This is a genomic window from Rosenbergiella collisarenosi (assembly GCF_018494085.1).
GTDB lineage: Bacteria > Pseudomonadota > Gammaproteobacteria > Enterobacterales > Enterobacteriaceae > Rosenbergiella > Rosenbergiella collisarenosi.
Genome location: NZ_JABBFP010000002.1, coordinates 67,386 through 84,630, shown reverse-complemented (window position 1 = coordinate 84,630; position 17,245 = coordinate 67,386). Strand labels below are relative to the sequence as shown.

Below are 17,245 nucleotides of genomic sequence, written 5' to 3'. Positions count from 1 at the left end.
GCCGGTAAATTATTTTAATAAGAGATTTGCTAAAGTACGCACGCCAATACCCGTAGCTCCCGCTGACCATTGGTCGACCGCCGACTTGCGATATGTCGCCGAGCAATCGATATGTAACCAGCCTTTTTTATAGTCAGTCACAAACCAAGATAGGAAGGCTGCGGCGCTGCTTGCACCGGCAGTGTGCGCAGGACTGGCGATATTATTCAGATCAGCGAAGTTAGAAGGTAAGTGTTGGCGATGGAATTCAGCGAGCGGTAAACGCCAGAAACTCTCCCCTTCAATACCGGCACTGTGTAATAGCGATTGTGCAGCGATATCATCAAAGCTAAACAGAGCATGGTAATCATTACCCAACGCCATCTTCGCCGCGCCGGTCAGGGTTGCCGCATCGATCAATAGCTCTGGCTGCTGAGCACTTGCATCAATCAATCCATCGGCCAACACTAAGCGGCCTTCCGCATCGGTGTTCATCACCTCGACCGATTTGCCATTACGGTAACGGATAATATCGCCGAGGCGCATTGCATTGCCGTTAACCATATTATCCGCACAGCAGAGGATCAATTTTACGCGTTTAGTTAAGCCACGGGTGATAGCTAAAGCCAACGCGCCAGTTAGGGTCGCTGCTCCGCCCATATCTGACTTCATCGAGTCCATCGGGGTGCTAGGCTTGAGGCTATAGCCCCCCGTATCGAAAGTGATCCCTTTACCGACTAAGCAGGCAAAGACAGGGGCTGACTCGTCCCCTGTTGGGTTAAAATCGAGGGTCAGTAACGCAGGTGAGCGGCTTGACGCGCGTCCCACCATGTGTAGCCCCGCGTACCCCTGCTCGCGGAGTTCTTCGCCTTTGAGAATACGGTAGTTAACCGCATTCGGCGCAACTCGATTTAGAAGATCCACAGCAGCACGCGCAAGGTCTTGCGGACCGAGGTCTTCGGCAGGCGTATTGATAGTATCGCGCACCCAATCGATGATGGTTAGACGGTGTTCAAGCTCAGTGCGGTCCGCTTCAGAGAGCGTGGGCCAGGTGACGTCACGCTGCCCTTTTGGCGAGCGAAATCCTTGCCAGAACGCCCAACAGGCTTCAAGATCCCATCCTTCGCCCGCGAGGACGACGTGACGAATGCCTTGTTGATCGAGTTTACGGCCCGCACGCTGAATGGCACTATTTTTCTCTGCCTCAGCGAGATGAATGGTCATCCCTTCGGCATGGGGGCTCATCAAGGCTTTAGTTCCCCAGCATTCTGCTGCGGGTTGCTGACTTAGCTGTAATTGCATGGCGATAGTCATCACTGACTCCTCTAATTATTCGTATTCGTCAATCCAGACTAACAGAATGGCTTCTAGAATTTTTTCGTTTGATGCGTCAGGATTATCATCGAAATCCTCTAGCCCACAGATCCAGGCATGGAGATCCGTGAATCTTACGGTTTTCGGATCGGTATCGGGGTAGAGGTCATAAAGGGCTTCGCCGATCTCGCGGCTATCGGTCCATTTTAACGACATGCTCATTATCTCCATAACAATCGGGCCAGATAATAAGTCTGGCCCGAAGAGGAATTAATTAATGTTCCCGCGCGTGGTTCACGGTATAGCGTGGGAATTCGACAGTAAGATCTTCGTCAGTAACGCGTGCTTGGCAGCTTAAGCGGCTCTCCGGCTCTAGGCCCCACGCTTTATCTAACATGTCGTCTTCGAGCTCCGAGCTTTCCGCCAGAGAATCGAAGCCTTCGCGAACGATACAGTGGCAGGTAGTACAGGCACAGGATTTCTCGCAGGCATGCTCGACATCGATTCCATTTCTCAGCGCCACATCCAGAACGGTTTCTCCAGGGGTCGCATCATAGACACCGCCATCCGGTAATAAATCGGCGTGGGGTAAAATCACTACTTTTGGCATAATTAAACCTCATCCACAGAATGTCCGGTCAACGCTTGACGAATGGATTTATCCATCCGTTGCGCGGCGAAGTTCTGGGTTACTTGATCGAGTTGTTTTATTCCGTCAGCAATACGCTCAGCATCACTCCCCGCCACTGCATTACGCAGTTCGGTTTGTGCGGCGTTAATTGCTTGCTGTTCATCTTGGCTAAGCAGGGCAGCATCTTCAGCTAATGCTCCCGCTAAACTTTCTAACACACGCAGCCCATCGACTTTCTGTTCAGCCAGCTTACGCGCCGAGATATCGTCGCGAGCGTGAGTCATCGAGTCGGTAAGCATGGTCGCAATTTCGTTTTCAGTTAACCCATAAGAGGGTTTAACCTGTATAGAGGCCTCGACGCCCGTCGATTTTTCCATTGCCGTAACGCTCAATAAGCCGTCTGCATCGACTTGGAAGGTCACCCGAATATGGGCGCCCCCTGCAGGCATCGCCGGAATACCCCGTAACGCAAAGCGAGCGAGTGAGCGGCAATCTTCTACCAACTCCCGCTCCCCTTGCAATACATGAATACTCATCGCGGTTTGACCATCTTTAAAGGTGGTGAACTCTTGCGCGCGCGCCACGGGAATGGTGGTATTACGCGGAATGACTTTCTCCGCGAGGCCGCCCATGGTTTCCAAGCCTAAGGATAGCGGGATAACATCGAGTAGCAACATCTCGCTGTCCGGTTTATTACCCGCCAAAATATCCGCTTGGATCGCCGCACCGAGTGCAACCACTTTATCAGGATCGATTGATGTTAGCGGTTCGCGACCGAAGAATTCACCTACACGTTCGCGCACGGCGGGTACGCGCGTCGACCCGCCTACCATCACGACTTGCGCGATCTCATCGTCTTCAACACCCGCATCTTTTACCGTACGGCGGCATACCGATAAGGTACGCTTGAGTAATGGCGCTATGAGCTGTTCAAATTGTTCGCGGGTTAATGTCCCTTGCCAGTTTCCAATGGTAATCGAGGTTTCTGATGCGCGACTTAGTTCAATTTTCGCCTGTGTTGCTGCATCCAACACCTGACGCAGTAAATGACGATCGGAGAGATCGGTGATACCAGCCTGTTGTTGGACCCATTGAGCGATCAGCTGATCGAAATCATCCCCGCCCAATGCCGAATCGCCACCTGTTGCCAGCACTTCAAATACGCCGCGGCTAAGACGAAGAATCGAAATATCGAAGGTCCCACCACCTAGGTCGTAGACGGCGATAACCCCTTCCTGTCCAGAGTCCAACCCATAAGCGACCGCAGCGGCGGTTGGCTCATTGAGGAGACGTAATACGTTTAGTCCTGCGAGACGTGCTGCATCTTTTGTACCTTGGCGTTGCGCATCGTCGAAATAAGCGGGAACCGTGATCACAACTCCATCGAGTTCTCCCCCGAGGGTATCTTGCGCGCGCTTCGCCAAGGTGGCTAGAATCGCAGACGAGACCAAAATCGGGTTTACCTGCCCCTGCGGAGTCGACATCAGCGGTAGGCCATTCTCACTTGCGGTGAAGTGATAAGGAAGTTGCGGATAACGCTGTTGTACGTCGGTCAAGGAGCGCCCTAATAAGCGTTTCACCGAACTAAAAGTATGTGCTGGATCAGATACCGCTTGTTCTCGAGCCGCCCAGCCAACGATTGTCTCTTTCGCAGCATAACGCACGACCGAAGGGAGCAGATCGCGGGCTTGCTCATCGGGCAAGGTTGTCGCTTGGCCACTGCGTACTGTAGCCACTAAGGAGTGGGTGGTCCCCAAGTCGATACCAGCGGCTAATCGACGCTGGTGCGGAACCGCGCTAAGGCCGGGTTCGCTGATTTGAAGTAACGCCATCGTCTGTCCTTAAAAATCGAGCCACTTCTCTTCCAGCGCTTCGGCATGCTCGGCCAGTCTGGAGAAGAAACGGAGTTTACGCACTGTGTCGGCTGCTTGCTGCCACTGTTGCTCAGCGAGCTGCTGCGCGACAACGCTCATTAGGGCTTTATGTTGCTGTTTGATATCGCTTAAATAGTCTGTTAAACGGTCGCCATCCTGTTGCTGCTCGATCTCTTCGAGCGTCTCGCGTAATGTGAGTTGCGCCATCAGAAATTCGGTATCGTGCATAGTGTGTTGTTCGTTATTGATATCGAAACCATGTAACGACAGGATGTATTCAGCACGAGGTAAAGGCTTGCGTAAGGCTTGATAACCCTGATTGATATTGGCCGCGTACTGAAGGGCTTGTAAGCGCTCGCCTTCAGGCTGAGTGGCAAAATTATCCGGGTGATAACGACGTTGTAAAGCTTGATAACGCTCGGCGAGAGACGAGGTGTCGAGCGTGAAGCTTTCTGGCAGATCAAACAGCGTAAAAAAGTTCATAAGCTTTCAGTTCGCATAAGACAAACTCATCGCCCCAGCGAGCTGGGGCGATGAGTTAAATCAGTGTATGACATCAAAACTATACGTTGAAGCTTTCGCCACAACCGCATTCGTCTTTGACATTCGGATTATTAAATTTAAAGCCTTCGTTTAATCCTTCTTTCACGAAGTCTAGCTCCGTGCCATCGAGGTAGACGAGACTTTTTCCATCAACAATCACTTTAACGCCCTTATCTTCAAAAACAAGATCGTCGGGCTGTAACTCATCGACAAACTCTAAAACGTAAGCCATGCCGGAGCACCCTGAGGTGCGAACCGCAAGACGAAGGCCTACGCCTTGTCCGCGGTTGGTAAGGAAGGCACCTACACGAGCTGCCGCTGAGTCACTCAGGGAAATAGACATAATCGCTCCCTAACTTACTTAGCAGTTTTCTTGCTCTTATAATCGTCGATAGCCGCTTTAATCGCATCTTCCGCGAGGATAGAACAGTGGATCTTCACTGGCGGTAGCTCAAGTTCTTCGGCGATCTGCATGTTAGAGATGCTCTGCGCTTCGTCTAATGATTTACCTTTTACCCACTCAGTGATTAGTGAGCTTGAGGCAATTGCAGAACCACAACCATAGGTTTTGAAACGAGCATCTTCGATAATCCCGCTATCGCTCACTTTAATTTGTAGTTTCATCACATCGCCACACGCTGGTGCGCCAACCATGCCGCTCCCAACACTTGGGTCTGCATTGTCGAACGATCCCACGTTACGTGGGTTTTCATAGTGATCGATTACTTTTTCGCTGTAAGCCATGATATTTTTCTCCAGAAACCTAAAATTAGTGGTGCGCCCATTCGATGCTATTTAAATCTACGCCAGCTTTAAACATCTCCCATAATGGAGATAAATCGCGGAGGCGACCGATAGATTTGTGGCATAGGTCGATAGCATAATCGACTTCTTCTTCAGTGGTGAAACGTCCTAAAGAGAAACGAATTGAGCTATGAGCCAGTTCATCGTTCATACCTAACGCACGGAGTACGTAGGAAGGTTCCAAGCTAGCAGAAGTACAAGCTGAACCCGAAGATACAGCAAGATCTTTCAGTGCCATAATGAGCGACTCGCCTTCAACATAGTTGAAGCTGACATTAAGAATGTTCGGGGCACCGTTTTCTAGATCACCGTTCAGATAAACTTCTTCCATATCTTTCAGGCCATCCCACAAGCGACGACGCAGTTGACTCAGACGAGCCATCTCAGTGCTCATCTCTTCCTTGGCAATACGGTACGCTTCGCCCATACCGACGATTTGGTGCACAGGCAGAGTCCCTGAACGCATGCCACGCTCGTGTCCACCACCGTGGATTTGTGCTTCAAGACGGATACGGGGTTTACGGCGCACATACAAGCCACCGATACCTTTCGGTCCGTAGATTTTATGTGCAGAGAAAGACATAAGATCGACTTTTAAGGTCGAGAGGTCGATAGGTAATTTACCCACGCTCTGCGTCGCATCGACATGGAAAATAATACCTTTAGCCCGGCAAATCTCGCCCAGGCCTGCGATATCTTGTACCACACCGATTTCGTTGTTTACGTGCATAACCGATGCCAACACCGTATCGTCACGTAACGCTGCAGTGAATTGCTCTAAAGTGATGAGGCCATTGGCTTGCGGCGATAAATAGGTGATTTCAAAGCCTTCGCGCTCGAGCTGACGACAGGTATCGAGTACCGCTTTATGCTCGGTTTTCACCGTGACGACGTGCTTACCTTTCTTCTGGTAAAACGTCGCGGCACCTTTGATTGCAAGGTTATCCGACTCAGTCGCGCCAGAGGTGAAAACGATTTCGCGTGGGTCAGCGCCGATCAGCTCAGCGATTTGATTACGCGCGATATCAACTGCCTCTTCCGCCTGCCAACCGAAACGGTGTGAGCGCGACGCTGGGTTACCGAAGTTGCCGTCTTGGGTCATGAACTGCATCATTTTTTCAGCAACGCGAGCATCAACAGGTGTCGTCGCTGAGTAGTCGAGATAAATTGGTAATTTCATTGCTCTTAAGCTCCGTACATCACTTCATTGCATGTTATATTTTATTGAATTCGGGCGTCGATATCAGTGTAATGGCTACGAGCCGACAGCGCGTAACTTCACGTCGATTTTTTCTGCTAAACGGCCAGCATGTTGAAAACGACGGTTATCGACAGTCACTTGGCGACCGGCAACATCCAAGATCTCTTGGTTATTGACCAATTCCGCCAGCGTAATGTTATTTAAGAAATCGCTGATTCTATCGCTAAGGTCACGCCAAAGCGCATGCGTTAAGCAGCGCTCGCCGCCTTGACATCCTTCTTTGCCTTGACACTTAGTCGCGTCAACCGATTCATCTACCGCCATGATCACGGTACCGACGGAGATATTGCCAGCCTGCTGACCCAAAAGATAACCGCCGCCCGGTCCACGCACGCTGGCAACGAGTTCGTGCCTTCTGAGGCGAGAGAACAGCTGCTCTAAATATGAGAGCGAGATACCTTGACGTTCTGAGATATCCGCTAGGGGCACTGGCCCTTCATGTGAGTGTAACGCAACGTCTAACATAGCGGTGACTGCGTAACGCCCTTTGGATGTCAGTCTCATTGTGATGCGACCTCGGTTTTCACAGTTGTCAGAATGTTAAATAATTGATGCGAACAGTCTGACATTCCTGAGTGAATTGGTCAACTATTTACCTGACTAAATTACTCAAGTATTTAACCGAATGTGCGTACTCACGGCCCTACCCTTTATTACGATCGCCCTTCTGAAAAGATGACAGCATCCCGCGTAAGATATTCAGCTCATCGCGTTCCGGACGTGCGCGGGTAAAGAGGCGACGCAACTTGCTCATCACTTGACTCGGGTTACCCTGACGGATAAAACCGCTTTCCATCATCATACCTTCCATATGCTGATAGAAACGCTCGAGATCATCGACTAAAGGATAAGGGGACTCATCGTGTTTAGCGGGAACCGGTGCTTCCTCGCTCGCTAACCATGCCATCCGGACTTCGTAAGCGATGATCTGTACCGCCATCGCGAGGTTTAACGAGCTATAGTCTGGATTAGCCGGAATGGCGACGTGGTAGTGACACTTCTGTAATTCGTCGTTCGTTAACCCTACACGCTCTCGACCGAAAACCAATGCCACTGGAGCCTGCTGCCCCTCCTCGACGCTTTTAATCCCACATTCACGGGCATCCAGCATCGGCCAAGGTAGCGAACGCGAACGTGCGCTAGTACCGACTACTAGACTACAGCCTGAAATGGCCTCATCGAGGGTATCGACAATCGTCGCATTGCCGATCAAGTCGCTCGCTCCGGCCGCGAGGGATATCGCTTGCGAATCGGGCTTGAGCAGTGGGTTAACCAAATAGAGGTTAGAGAGACCCATCGTTTTCATTGCGCGGGCGACGGAGCCCATATTTCCGGTGTGCGATGTTTCGACCAGGACAATGCGGATATTCTGTAACATAAGTAGGATTCGTGTCGCTAATAGAAATGATGCACGAAGAATAACATAAACTGAGACTTTTATTTAACCTTCTGCTATACTCGCCGCGATTTTTCGTTCTTTAACATCCAGTGGGAATAACCGATGCATCCGATGCTGAACATCGCCGTGCGCGCAGCGCGCAAGGCCGGCAATCTTATCGCCAAAAATTATGAAACGCCTGACGCAGTAGAAACAAACCAGAAAGGCACCAACGACTTTGTTACCAACGTTGACCGTGACGCCGAGCGTTTAATTATCGAAGTCATCCGTAAATCTTATCCTCTGCACAGCATTGTGACGGAAGAGAGCGGAGATTTAGGTGGTGAAGATAAGGATATACAATGGGTTATCGATCCCCTGGATGGCACCAGTAACTTCATCAAGCGTTTCCCCCACTTTTCTGTCTCTATCGCGGTACGTGTTAAAGGTCGTACTGAAGTCGCGGTCGTTTACGATCCGATGCGTAACGAACTCTTTACCGCCGTACGTGGTCAAGGCGCTCAGCTTAATGGTTACCGTTTACGTGGCAGCACCGCCCGCGATCTCGATGGTACAATTCTCGCAACTGGTTTCCCATTCAAAGCCAAACAGCACGCTGCAAGCTATATGAATGTTGTAACGGCACTGTTCACCAAGTGTGCAGATTTTCGCCGTACTGGTTCAGCCGCGTTAGATTTAGCCTACGTTGCAGCTGGCCGCACCGATGGTTATTTCGAGATTGGCTTAAAACCTTGGGACTTTGCAGCAGGCGAGTTACTCGTTCGTGAAGCGGGAAGTCTGGTGACCGATTTCACCGGTGGGCATGGCTATCTGCAATCAGGAAACATAGTGGCAGGCAACTCACGCGTCGTCCGTGATATGTTATCCGTAATGCGCGATCAGTTAAGCGATGCATTAAAACGCTAAGTCCTTATTCATAAAAAAGGCCGCGATAGATACCTATCGCGGCCTTTTTATTATCTAACTCTATTACGCGTAAACTGGGAAACGCGCACAAAGCGCCAATACTTGGCCTTTTACGCGCTCGATAGTCGCAGCGTCGTTCACGTTGTCCAACACATCGGCAATCCAGCCCGCTAATTCGCGAACTTCGGCTTCTTTAAAGCCACGACGGGTTACCGCCGGTGTACCAATACGGATCCCCGATGTCACAAACGGACTTTTCGGGTCGTTCGGTACGCTGTTCTTATTAACGGTAATGTTCGCGCTACCTAGCGCCGCATCCGCTTCTTTACCGGTAAGGTTTTTCTCAACCAGATCTAATAAGAAAAGATGGTTGTGAGTCCCGCCGGAGACGATGTTGTAACCGCGTGCGAGCAATACTTCTACCATCGCCTTAGCATTTTTCGCGACTTGCTGTTGGTAAGTCTTGAACTCTGGTTCCATCGCTTCTTTGAACGCGACCGCTTTACCTGCGATAACGTGCATCAGTGGGCCACCCTGACCACCTGGGAATACGGCAGAGTTTAGCTTCTTATACAGATCCTCGTCGCCCCCTTGCGCCAAGATCAACCCGCCGCGTGGACCCGCTAAGGTTTTGTGGGTCGTTGTGGTAACCACATGTGCGTGAGGAAGCGGATTGGGATAGACATCTGCTGCGACGAGGCCGGCAACGTGTGCCATATCGACAAATAACCATGCGCCGATGCTATCCGCGATTTCACGCATTTTGGCCCAGTCACATACGCCTGAGTAAGCCGAGAATCCGCCAATGATCATTTTCGGCTGATGCTGCTGAGCGAGCGCGGCTAATTCGTCATAGTCAATCTTCCCGGCCTCATCGATACCGTAAGGAATGACGTTATATAATTTACCGGATAAGTTGACCGGAGAACCGTGAGTTAAATGGCCACCGTGCGCTAAATTCATCCCAAGGATAGTATCGCCTGGGTTCAGCAACGCGGTAAATACACCGAAGTTAGCTTGAGAACCTGAGTGAGGCTGGACGTTTGCATAGTCGGCTCCGAAAAGCGCTTTGGCGCGATCAATCGCGAGTTGTTCAACGATATCAACGTGCTCACAACCACCGTAATAACGCTTGCCTGGGTAGCCTTCAGCATACTTATTTGTTAGCTGTGATCCTTGCGCTTCCATGACACGTGGACTGGTGTAGTTTTCTGAAGCAATCAGTTCGATATGCTCTTCCTGACGCACCTTTTCTTGCTCCATCGCCTGCCATAATGCCGCATCGTAATCGGCTATGTTCATCTCTCGCTTTAACATTCCCATCTCCACTCAGCTTGCTTTTAACATCAAAAATCCCCCACAACGGGTAATGTCCGTTAGTGTAAACGCTTTTCAAGCTGGGTGGTAGAGAGAAGCCTGTCTTTTTACGCAATCGTTTGGCTTTTAACCTCGAACGCTTTGCCAGTCACAATGTTACGTTGGATGAGGGTAGATAATGAAGGATAAAATTAGTAAGGAGGGCTTTGTAAAGGAGCAAAATTGAGCAGAGAAAACCAGAAACCTCCCTGCTCAATTCTCAATTGCGAAGGAACTTTAAATCGCATCCTCATCTTCTTCGCCGGTACGAATACGCACTACGCGCGCAACGTCTACGACAAAGATTTTGCCATCACCGATCTTACCGGTCTGTGCCGTCTTCATGATAGTTTCAAGACAGGTATCAACCATCTCATCGGCAATTACGATTTCAATTTTGACTTTGGGAAGGAAATCGACCATATATTCTGCGCCACGATATAGCTCAGTATGTCCCTTCTGACGCCCAAAGCCTTTGACTTCCGTGACCGTCATACCGGTAATGCCTACTTCCGCCAACGATTCTCGAACATCGTCCAATTTGAAGGGTTTAATGATCGCTTCTATTTTCTTCATGACAAAACCTTATTAGCAGTTGCGTCACCATCACTGATGGCTTACCGCACGGTTAACGCGAGAGAAAGGTATTATTGCGTAATTATTTAAGGAAGTCACTGGACGAGGAAAAGGTGCCCCACTGATGTGATGTCCAGATAGGATAAACAATTATCAACTCTAGGACAGAGGGCACCTTTAAAACATCATTTATATTTATGAATCTTAGTATCATCATAACAGTAAATGAATCCAGCGGATGATAACAACAAAGCGCTGCCAGACAAATAGGCTGACAACGCTTTCGGAGTTATCCAGAGTGACTCTTAGCCTAACTGTTTACGCGCATTTCTAAATAGACGCATCCATGGGCTATCTTCGCCCCAGTTTTCAGGGTGCCAAGAGTTGCTGACCGTACGGAACACACGTTCTGGGTGTGGCATCATGACGGTGACGCGTCCTGACGTTGTCGTTACCGCGGTGATGCCGTTAGGAGAACCGTTCGGGTTAGCCGGATATTGCTGAGTCACTTCACCGTGGTTATTCACGAAGCGTAAAGCCGCCAGTTTATGACTTTCCAGCTGTTGCAGATGCTCTTGGTCGCGGACTTCAACGAAGCCTTCACCATGGGAAACGGCGATAGGCATGCGCGAACCGACCATTCCCTCTAGCACTAGCGATGGGCTTTCCACGACTTCGACTAAACTGAAACGTGCCTCGAAACGCTCGGACTGATTACGGACAAAGCGTGGCCATAATTCGCTACCAGGGATAATCTCGCGGAGATTAGAGACCATCTGACAACCATTGCAAACGCCCAGTGCCAACGTTTGATCACGGTTGAAGAACGCCTCGAAGGTGTCCCGTACACGTGGATTGAAGAGAATGGATTTCGCCCACCCCTCGCCGGCCCCAAGCACGTCTCCGTAAGAGAATCCGCCACATGCCGCCAGCATATGAAAATCGTCGAGCGTCGTCCGTCCTGCGAGTAAATCACTCATATGTACGTCACGGGTATCGAAACCTGCCCGGTGGAATGCGGCAGCCATTTCCACATGAGAGTTAACCCCTTGCTCACGGAGTACCGCCAGCACAGGACGAGCGCCAGTTGCAATCATCGGCGCAGCGATATCCTCATTTGGATCAAAGCTTAGCGAGACGTTAAGTCCGGGATCGCGCTCTTCCAATTTCGCATGATGCTCTTCATCTGCGCACGCCGGGTTATCGCGCAGACGTTGCATTTGCCACGTCGTTTCCGCCCACCACTCACGCAATTGCGAGCGTTTTTCGGTATAGACAGTTTGCCCTTGCGCCACGAGTGTTACGTGGTCTCCTTTGCTTGCCTTACCGATGACTTTCAGTTCGTCAGTTAACCCCTGTTCTGCGAAGACAGCTTCAACTGTCGCAAGGTCTTCTGACGCGATCTGTATTACCGCGCCCAGCTCTTCATTGAATAGAGCTGAAATATGCTGAGTCCCCAGCGCGCTAATATCGGCATCGATCGCGCAGTGGCCGGTGAACGCCATCTCGGCTAAGGTGACAAAGAGTCCACCATCCGAGCGGTCATGGTAAGCCAGCAGGGCACGCTCGCTAACCAGCTGTTGAATCGCAACAAAAAAGCCGCGTAATTTCTCAGTATCGCGTACATCGGCAGGCTGTTGACCCAACTTGCGATAGACTTGGGCCAGTGCGGTGGCGCCCAGCGCTTGTTGTCCTTGGCCTAAATCGACGAGTAATAACAGGTTATCGCGGTCAGTACGTAGCTCTGGCGTTACCGTTAGCCGTACGTCTTCCACTCGAGCAAATGCAGTGATCGCCAATGACATCGGTGAGATCACCTCACGATCTTCGCCCTGCTCCTGCCAGCGGGTTTTCATCGACATGGAGTCTTTGCCTACTGGAATCGTGAGCCCCAGCGCCGGGCAGAGTTCTTCACCGACAGCTTTCACTGCATCATATAATCCAGCATCTTCGCCAGGGTGTCCTGCCGCCGCCATCCAGTTTGCAGAGAGTTTGATCTGCTTGAGATCACCGATAGCAGTTGCCGCCAAGTTGGTCAGCGCTTCACCTACCGCGAGGCGGGCAGAGGCCGCGTAATCGAGCAGTGCAACGGGTGCACGCTCGCCCATCGCAAAGGCTTCGCCCGTGTAGCTATCTAAACTGGTCGTGGTTACCGCACAGTTGGCAACCGGGATCTGCCAAGGTCCGACCATCTGGTCACGCGCGACCATACCGGTAACGGTGCGGTCACCAATGGTGATTAAGAACGTTTTCTCTGCGACTGCGGGAAGATGCAGTACACGTTTGACCGCCTGTGCCAGATCGATACCCTCGGCAGTGAAGTCATCGCCTTGTGCCTGCTGACGACGAACGTCACGCGTCATTTTAGGGGTTTTACCTAATAGGACATCCAGCGGCATATCGATCGGTTGGTTAGCGAAGTGTGGATCGTTTAACGTCAGGTGTTGTTGCTCTGTCGCTTCACCGATCACCGCGTACGGCGCACGCTCACGCTGACAGATCGCGTCGAATTCCGCTAATTTTTCGGCATCGATCGCGAGGACATAACGCTCTTGAGATTCGTTACACCAGATCTCTAAAGGCGTCATCCCCGGCTCATCGTTGAGGATCTTACGCAGATCGAAGCGCCCGCCGCGCCCACCATCTGAAACGAGTTCTGGCATCGCGTTGGATAGCCCACCCGCGCCCACATCGTGGATAAAGAGAATAGGGTTTGCTTCACCACGTTGCCAGCAGCGATCGATGACCTCTTGGCAGCGACGCTCCATTTCTGGGTTGTCGCGCTGGACTGAGGCAAAGTCTAAGTCAGCATCTGACTGGCCTGAATCCATCGATGAGGCGGCCCCACCACCCAGCCCGATATTCATCGACGGGCCTCCGAGAACGATCAGTTTCGCTCCAACCGTGATCTCACCTTTTTGAACATGATCGTCACGGATATTACCGATCCCGCCAGCTAGCATGATCGGTTTATGGTAACCGCGGATCTCTTCGCCATTGTGGCTGTTGACATTCTCTTCATAGGTACGGAAGTAGCCATTAAGGGCCGGACGACCAAATTCGTTATTGAATGCGGCACCGCCTAGTGGACCTTCAAGCATGATATCCAGAGCGGTGACTATACGTTCTGGTTTACCAAAGTCTTCTTCCCATGGCTGCTCAAACCCAGGAATACGTAAGTTGGAAACAGAAAAACCGGTTAATCCCGCTTTTGGTTTTGCGCCTCGACCAGTCGCCCCTTCATCACGGATCTCACCGCCTGAGCCTGTTGCAGCGCCCGGCCATGGCGAGATTGCCGTTGGGTGATTATGCGTTTCAACCTTCATTAAAATATGCACAGGCTCTTGATGGAAATCATACTGTCCCGTTTCGGCCTCTGCATAAAAACGACCGGCTACCGAGCCTTCCATTACTGCAGCATTATCTTTATAGGCTGAGAGAACATGATCGGGTGTCGCCTCAAAGGTATTTTTGATCATTTTGAACAGCGATTTGGGTTGCTCTACACCGTCGATAATCCAGTCAGCATTAAAAATTTTATGGCGACAATGTTCTGAGTTTGCTTGCGCAAACATGTACAGCTCGACGTCATTAGGATTACGGTCCAATTGGGTGAAAGCGTTGAGCAGGTAATCAATCTCATCTTCCGCCAGCGCCAGACCAAGGCGTCTGTTCGCTTCGGCGAGCGCTTGGCGTCCGCCTTGTTGAATATCAACCACCGTCAAAGGATGGGGTTCTTGCTGTGTAAAGAGCTGCTCAGCAGCAGAAAGCGTCGTAAAGACAGTTTCCATCATACGATCGTGCAGTAAGCCAGAGACTTGTGCAAATTGTCTCTCGTCCAATTCAGGGGCATCAATATAGAAGGCTAAACCGCGCTCCAACCGTTTGACCACGGAGAGTTCACAGTTGTGTGCAATATCGGTAGCTTTCGATGACCAAGGCGAGATGGTTCCGGGACGAGGGGTAACTAAGAGTAATTGGCCCTGTGGCGTATGCTCGGTTAAAGAGGGACCGTAGCGTAATAATTTTTCTAGTCGCGCTGTTTGCGTATCCGTTAACGGCTGAGTTACATCAGCAAAATGTACGTATTCGGCATAGAGTGAACGAATAGGCAGTTGAAGGTCTTGAAAGGTCGTGACTAGCTTGTTAATTCGAAAGGCAGACAGGGCAGGCGAACCACGCAAAATTTCCATCATTAATCATCTCTCGTCGTCGGTATGTCTGGCTGACATACACTGGCGCTACAGTGGGAAAACGGCGCTAGTATAATAAATCTCGCTGCAATACGAAACCGTTTGCGCGGAATTTATCGTATTCATCAAGTAAGTTAACCTTGAACATTTCTTGCTTAAAAAGTTGCTCTCTGGCGTTAAATTGCTCAGAATGCACTCCGTCTTGCGCTAAGAAATCATAAGATTCACTCCCCAATATTAAGGGGGGCGCGAGCAGAAACGAGAGATAACTATTTGAAATATATAAAATTTAATTATTTCTTTATCGGTCTTGTCACCTTACTATTAGCATCAGCTTTATGGCCAGCAATACCCTGGCACACTGGGAAACAAGATTCTCTCGCGCAGATCCAAGCGCGTGGAGTGTTGCGGATCAGCACCCTTAATTCGGCGCTGACTTACCAACAGATTAAAGATCAATCGCAAGGGATGGACTACGAACTCGCTAAACGCTTTGCCGATTATTTAGGCGTTAAGTTAGAGGTCACAGTCCGCCCTACTATCAAGAGCTTGTTTAACGACTTATCAGAGCAACATGCAGACCTGTTAGCCGCTGGCTTGAACTGGGATGCGAACCGAGCTCAAGAATTTGTCGCGGGACCGGCTTATTACAGTACTTCGCAACAACTTGTTTATCGTGTCGATAAACCACGACCGAAAAACCTAAGTGATTTGCAAGGCACCTTAAGTATCCTCGAAGGCTCCACCTTCGCGCAGACGCTTGAGGCAGAGAAAGCTGCACGTTCCCCGCATTTACAGTGGGCGACAGAACAGTATCTGGGGCCGCAGCAGATCTTAAGGGAAGTTGTTGAAGGTAAGATCGATTACACGATTGCGGACTCTGCAACGATTGAGATGATGCAGCGTATTTACCCGAAGCTGGCGGTCGCGTTTACGGTAACCGAAGACAAACCCGTAAACTGGTACATTGGTGCTGCGCAGAGCGATAGTTTACACGCGGCAATGTTGGATTTTTTCAATCAACTCAATGAGCAAGGGACGCTAGCGCGTTTAGAAGAGAAATATTTAGGGCATTCAGGAAGCTTCGATTACGTCGATACCCGGAGTTTCTTGCAAGCCGTAGATACACGCTTACCGACCCTGAAGCCGGTTTTCGAAAAGTATGCGCAGAACTTTGATTGGCAGTTGCTCGCGGCGATGGCGTGGCAAGAATCGCACTGGGATCCCCATGCCACCTCCCCTACCGGAGTGAGGGGTATGATGATGTTGACGAAGACAACCGCCAGCAGTCTTGATGTGAGTAATCGTCTCGACACCGAGGAGAGTATTCGCGGAGGAAGCGAGTATCTGCAGCGACTACTCCAGCGCTTACCTCGCGAGATACCGAAGGATGAACGCATATGGTTTGCCTTAGCTGCCTATAATATTGGCTTAGCCCATCTTATGGATGCTCGACAGCTGACGGTTAACCAAGGCGGCGATCCAAATAGTTGGGGCGATGTGAAAGTACGTTTACCTTTACTCGGCAAAAAACGTTACTACTCACAAACGACTTACGGCTACGCTCGCGGGCAAGAAGCCTACAACTATGTTGAGAAAGTTCGTAAATACAATCTAAGTTTAGTCGGCTATCTTAACGAGATGGAACAGCAGCCTCTCGATACGCCACATTCGCCAAGCGGCATTACTACGACACCGCTTGAACCTCAATTAGTGATGAATTAGCTTTATTCTTCTGCCCGCGCTGCAAGGCGCGCGGCTTTTTTTTCGGCTCGTCGCTGCCTGAAAAAATCACTGAGCATGTTGCCACACTCTTCTGCTAACACTCCCCCACTAATGATCGGCTGATGGTTCATCCCAGGATGGCGTAATAGGTCAACTAACGATCCCGCCGCGCCCGTTTTCGCATCGCTCGCACCATACACTATCCGACCAATACGCCCATGAATCATGGCTCCTGCGCACATCACACAGGGTTCTAAGGTGACATATAGCGTCGTATCGAGTAGACGATAGTTTTCTAAGGCCTGTCCACCTTGACGAATGGCCATAATTTCCGCATGTGCGGTCGGATCGTGGGCATTAATTGGTAGATTCCACCCCTCGCCAATCACTTGCTGTTGATAGACTAATACAGCACCGACCGGGACCTCACCCAATGTATAAGCGCGTTGCGCGAGTTGTAACGCATGGCGCATCCATTTTTCGTCATCATTAGCAGGGATAGTATTATCCATAGTCGCGATCCTTAAAGCAGTCAATAACGAGGTATTATACGCATTGCTTACTATTTTAGGGGGAGATTATTGATGCAGGGTAAGCGCCGGGGACTAAAATATAGCCCTTTGTTTGAACAATGTGTTGGAAAAAAAGTCATTTAAAATTGTTTACTAGACGCTTCTTCTCAAT

The 17,245-nt window shown here is 50.4% G+C and carries 16 protein-coding genes; 2 read left to right on the top strand and 14 right to left on the bottom strand.

Annotated elements, in window-relative coordinates:
• Positions 1–9 precede the first annotated feature (9 nt).
• The 10 genes from pepB to trmJ form a co-directional block, all read right to left on the bottom strand.
• On the bottom strand, positions 10–1,293 hold the full coding sequence (pepB, locus tag HGT70_RS03055; RefSeq protein WP_244968812.1) for an aminopeptidase PepB: 1,284 nt from the start codon (positions 1,291–1,293) through the stop codon (positions 10–12).
• A 15-nt stretch (positions 1,294–1,308) separates the two neighbouring features.
• Positions 1,309–1,509, bottom strand: a complete 201-nt coding sequence (gene iscX / locus HGT70_RS03050; RefSeq protein WP_071431132.1) for a Fe-S cluster assembly protein IscX — start codon at positions 1,507–1,509, stop codon at positions 1,309–1,311.
• A gap of 58 nt (positions 1,510–1,567) precedes the next feature.
• On the bottom strand, positions 1,568–1,903 hold the full coding sequence (gene fdx, locus HGT70_RS03045; protein ID WP_071431134.1) for an ISC system 2Fe-2S type ferredoxin: 336 nt from the start codon (positions 1,901–1,903) through the stop codon (positions 1,568–1,570).
• Between the two features lie 2 nt (positions 1,904–1,905).
• Positions 1,906–3,756 carry a Fe-S protein assembly chaperone HscA gene (gene hscA, locus HGT70_RS03040; protein WP_214194855.1) on the bottom strand — a complete coding sequence of 617 codons (1,851 nt, stop codon included), beginning with the start codon at positions 3,754–3,756 and terminating at the stop codon, positions 1,906–1,908.
• 9 nt (positions 3,757–3,765) lie between these two features.
• Positions 3,766–4,281: a co-chaperone HscB gene (gene hscB, locus HGT70_RS03035; RefSeq protein WP_214194854.1), complete on the bottom strand. Its 516-nt coding sequence runs from the start codon at positions 4,279–4,281 to the stop codon at positions 3,766–3,768.
• Positions 4,282–4,360: 79 nt separating this feature from the next.
• A complete protein-coding gene (gene iscA, locus HGT70_RS03030) occupies positions 4,361–4,684 on the bottom strand; it encodes an iron-sulfur cluster assembly protein IscA (protein WP_071431140.1) in 324 nt (107 codons plus the stop codon).
• A 14-nt stretch (positions 4,685–4,698) separates the two neighbouring features.
• Positions 4,699–5,085, bottom strand: coding sequence for a Fe-S cluster assembly scaffold IscU (gene iscU, locus HGT70_RS03025; RefSeq protein ID WP_071431142.1), 387 nt, complete (start codon positions 5,083–5,085; stop codon positions 4,699–4,701).
• 25 nt (positions 5,086–5,110) lie between these two features.
• Entirely contained in the window at positions 5,111–6,325 is a 1,215-nt protein-coding gene (locus tag HGT70_RS03020) for an IscS subfamily cysteine desulfurase (RefSeq protein WP_071431144.1), read from the bottom strand.
• Between the two features lie 75 nt (positions 6,326–6,400).
• Positions 6,401–6,910, bottom strand: a complete 510-nt coding sequence (gene iscR / locus HGT70_RS03015; protein ID WP_071431146.1) for a Fe-S cluster assembly transcriptional regulator IscR — start codon at positions 6,908–6,910, stop codon at positions 6,401–6,403.
• Positions 6,911–7,049: 139 nt separating this feature from the next.
• Positions 7,050–7,784 carry a tRNA (cytosine(32)/uridine(32)-2'-O)-methyltransferase TrmJ gene (gene trmJ, locus HGT70_RS03010; RefSeq protein WP_071431148.1) on the bottom strand — a complete coding sequence of 245 codons (735 nt, stop codon included), beginning with the start codon at positions 7,782–7,784 and terminating at the stop codon, positions 7,050–7,052.
• A gap of 123 nt (positions 7,785–7,907) precedes the next feature.
• Between trmJ and suhB the strand changes: the two genes are divergently transcribed.
• Positions 7,908–8,711, top strand: a complete 804-nt coding sequence (gene suhB / locus HGT70_RS03005) for an inositol-1-monophosphatase (RefSeq protein WP_071431150.1) — start codon at positions 7,908–7,910, stop codon at positions 8,709–8,711.
• A gap of 63 nt (positions 8,712–8,774) precedes the next feature.
• Here suhB and glyA read toward each other — a convergent pair whose 3' ends face one another.
• The 3 genes from glyA to purL all read right to left on the bottom strand — a co-directional run bounded on the left by glyA (position 8,775) and on the right by purL (position 14,839).
• On the bottom strand, positions 8,775–10,028 hold the full coding sequence (gene glyA, locus HGT70_RS03000; protein ID WP_214194853.1) for a serine hydroxymethyltransferase: 1,254 nt from the start codon (positions 10,026–10,028) through the stop codon (positions 8,775–8,777).
• 276 nt (positions 10,029–10,304) lie between these two features.
• Positions 10,305–10,643 (bottom strand): nitrogen regulatory protein P-II, encoded by a 339-nt coding sequence (glnB, locus tag HGT70_RS02995; protein WP_214194852.1) that lies wholly within the window; start codon positions 10,641–10,643, stop codon positions 10,305–10,307.
• A gap of 305 nt (positions 10,644–10,948) precedes the next feature.
• Positions 10,949–14,839, bottom strand: coding sequence for a phosphoribosylformylglycinamidine synthase (gene purL, locus HGT70_RS02990; protein ID WP_214194851.1), 3,891 nt, complete (start codon positions 14,837–14,839; stop codon positions 10,949–10,951).
• A 270-nt stretch (positions 14,840–15,109) separates the two neighbouring features.
• Between purL and mltF the strand changes: the two genes are divergently transcribed.
• Positions 15,110–16,561, top strand: coding sequence for a membrane-bound lytic murein transglycosylase MltF (mltF, locus tag HGT70_RS02985; protein WP_071431180.1), 1,452 nt, complete (start codon positions 15,110–15,112; stop codon positions 16,559–16,561).
• 2 nt (positions 16,562–16,563) lie between these two features.
• Here mltF and tadA read toward each other — a convergent pair whose 3' ends face one another.
• On the bottom strand, positions 16,564–17,073 hold the full coding sequence (gene tadA / locus HGT70_RS02980) for a tRNA adenosine(34) deaminase TadA (RefSeq protein ID WP_071431182.1): 510 nt from the start codon (positions 17,071–17,073) through the stop codon (positions 16,564–16,566).
• Between the last annotated feature and the right edge of the window lie 172 nt (positions 17,074–17,245).

What these genes read in the sequence shown, in the direction of transcription:
- pepB (WP_244968812.1), bottom strand. Translation starts at nt 1,293, where the DNA reads ATGACTATCGCCATGCAATTACAGCTAAGTCAGCAACCCGCAGCAGAA.
- iscX (WP_071431132.1), bottom strand. Translation starts at nt 1,509, where the DNA reads ATGTCGTTAAAATGGACCGATAGCCGCGAGATCGGCGAAGCCCTTTAT.
- fdx (WP_071431134.1), bottom strand. Translation starts at nt 1,903, where the DNA reads ATGCCAAAAGTAGTGATTTTACCCCACGCCGATTTATTACCGGATGGC.
- hscA (WP_214194855.1), bottom strand. Translation starts at nt 3,756, where the DNA reads ATGGCGTTACTTCAAATCAGCGAACCCGGCCTTAGCGCGGTTCCGCAC.
- hscB (WP_214194854.1), bottom strand. Translation starts at nt 4,281, where the DNA reads ATGAACTTTTTTACGCTGTTTGATCTGCCAGAAAGCTTCACGCTCGAC.
- iscA (WP_071431140.1), bottom strand. Translation starts at nt 4,684, where the DNA reads ATGTCTATTTCCCTGAGTGACTCAGCGGCAGCTCGTGTAGGTGCCTTC.
- iscU (WP_071431142.1), bottom strand. Translation starts at nt 5,085, where the DNA reads ATGGCTTACAGCGAAAAAGTAATCGATCACTATGAAAACCCACGTAAC.
- HGT70_RS03020 (WP_071431144.1), bottom strand. Translation starts at nt 6,325, where the DNA reads ATGAAATTACCAATTTATCTCGACTACTCAGCGACGACACCTGTTGAT.
- iscR (WP_071431146.1), bottom strand. Translation starts at nt 6,910, where the DNA reads ATGAGACTGACATCCAAAGGGCGTTACGCAGTCACCGCTATGTTAGAC.
- trmJ (WP_071431148.1), bottom strand. Translation starts at nt 7,784, where the DNA reads ATGTTACAGAATATCCGCATTGTCCTGGTCGAAACATCGCACACCGGA.
- suhB (WP_071431150.1), top strand. Translation starts at nt 7,908, where the DNA reads ATGCATCCGATGCTGAACATCGCCGTGCGCGCAGCGCGCAAGGCCGGC.
- glyA (WP_214194853.1), bottom strand. Translation starts at nt 10,028, where the DNA reads ATGTTAAAGCGAGAGATGAACATAGCCGATTACGATGCGGCATTATGG.
- glnB (WP_214194852.1), bottom strand. Translation starts at nt 10,643, where the DNA reads ATGAAGAAAATAGAAGCGATCATTAAACCCTTCAAATTGGACGATGTT.
- purL (WP_214194851.1), bottom strand. Translation starts at nt 14,839, where the DNA reads ATGATGGAAATTTTGCGTGGTTCGCCTGCCCTGTCTGCCTTTCGAATT.
- tadA (WP_071431182.1), bottom strand. Translation starts at nt 17,073, where the DNA reads ATGGATAATACTATCCCTGCTAATGATGACGAAAAATGGATGCGCCAT.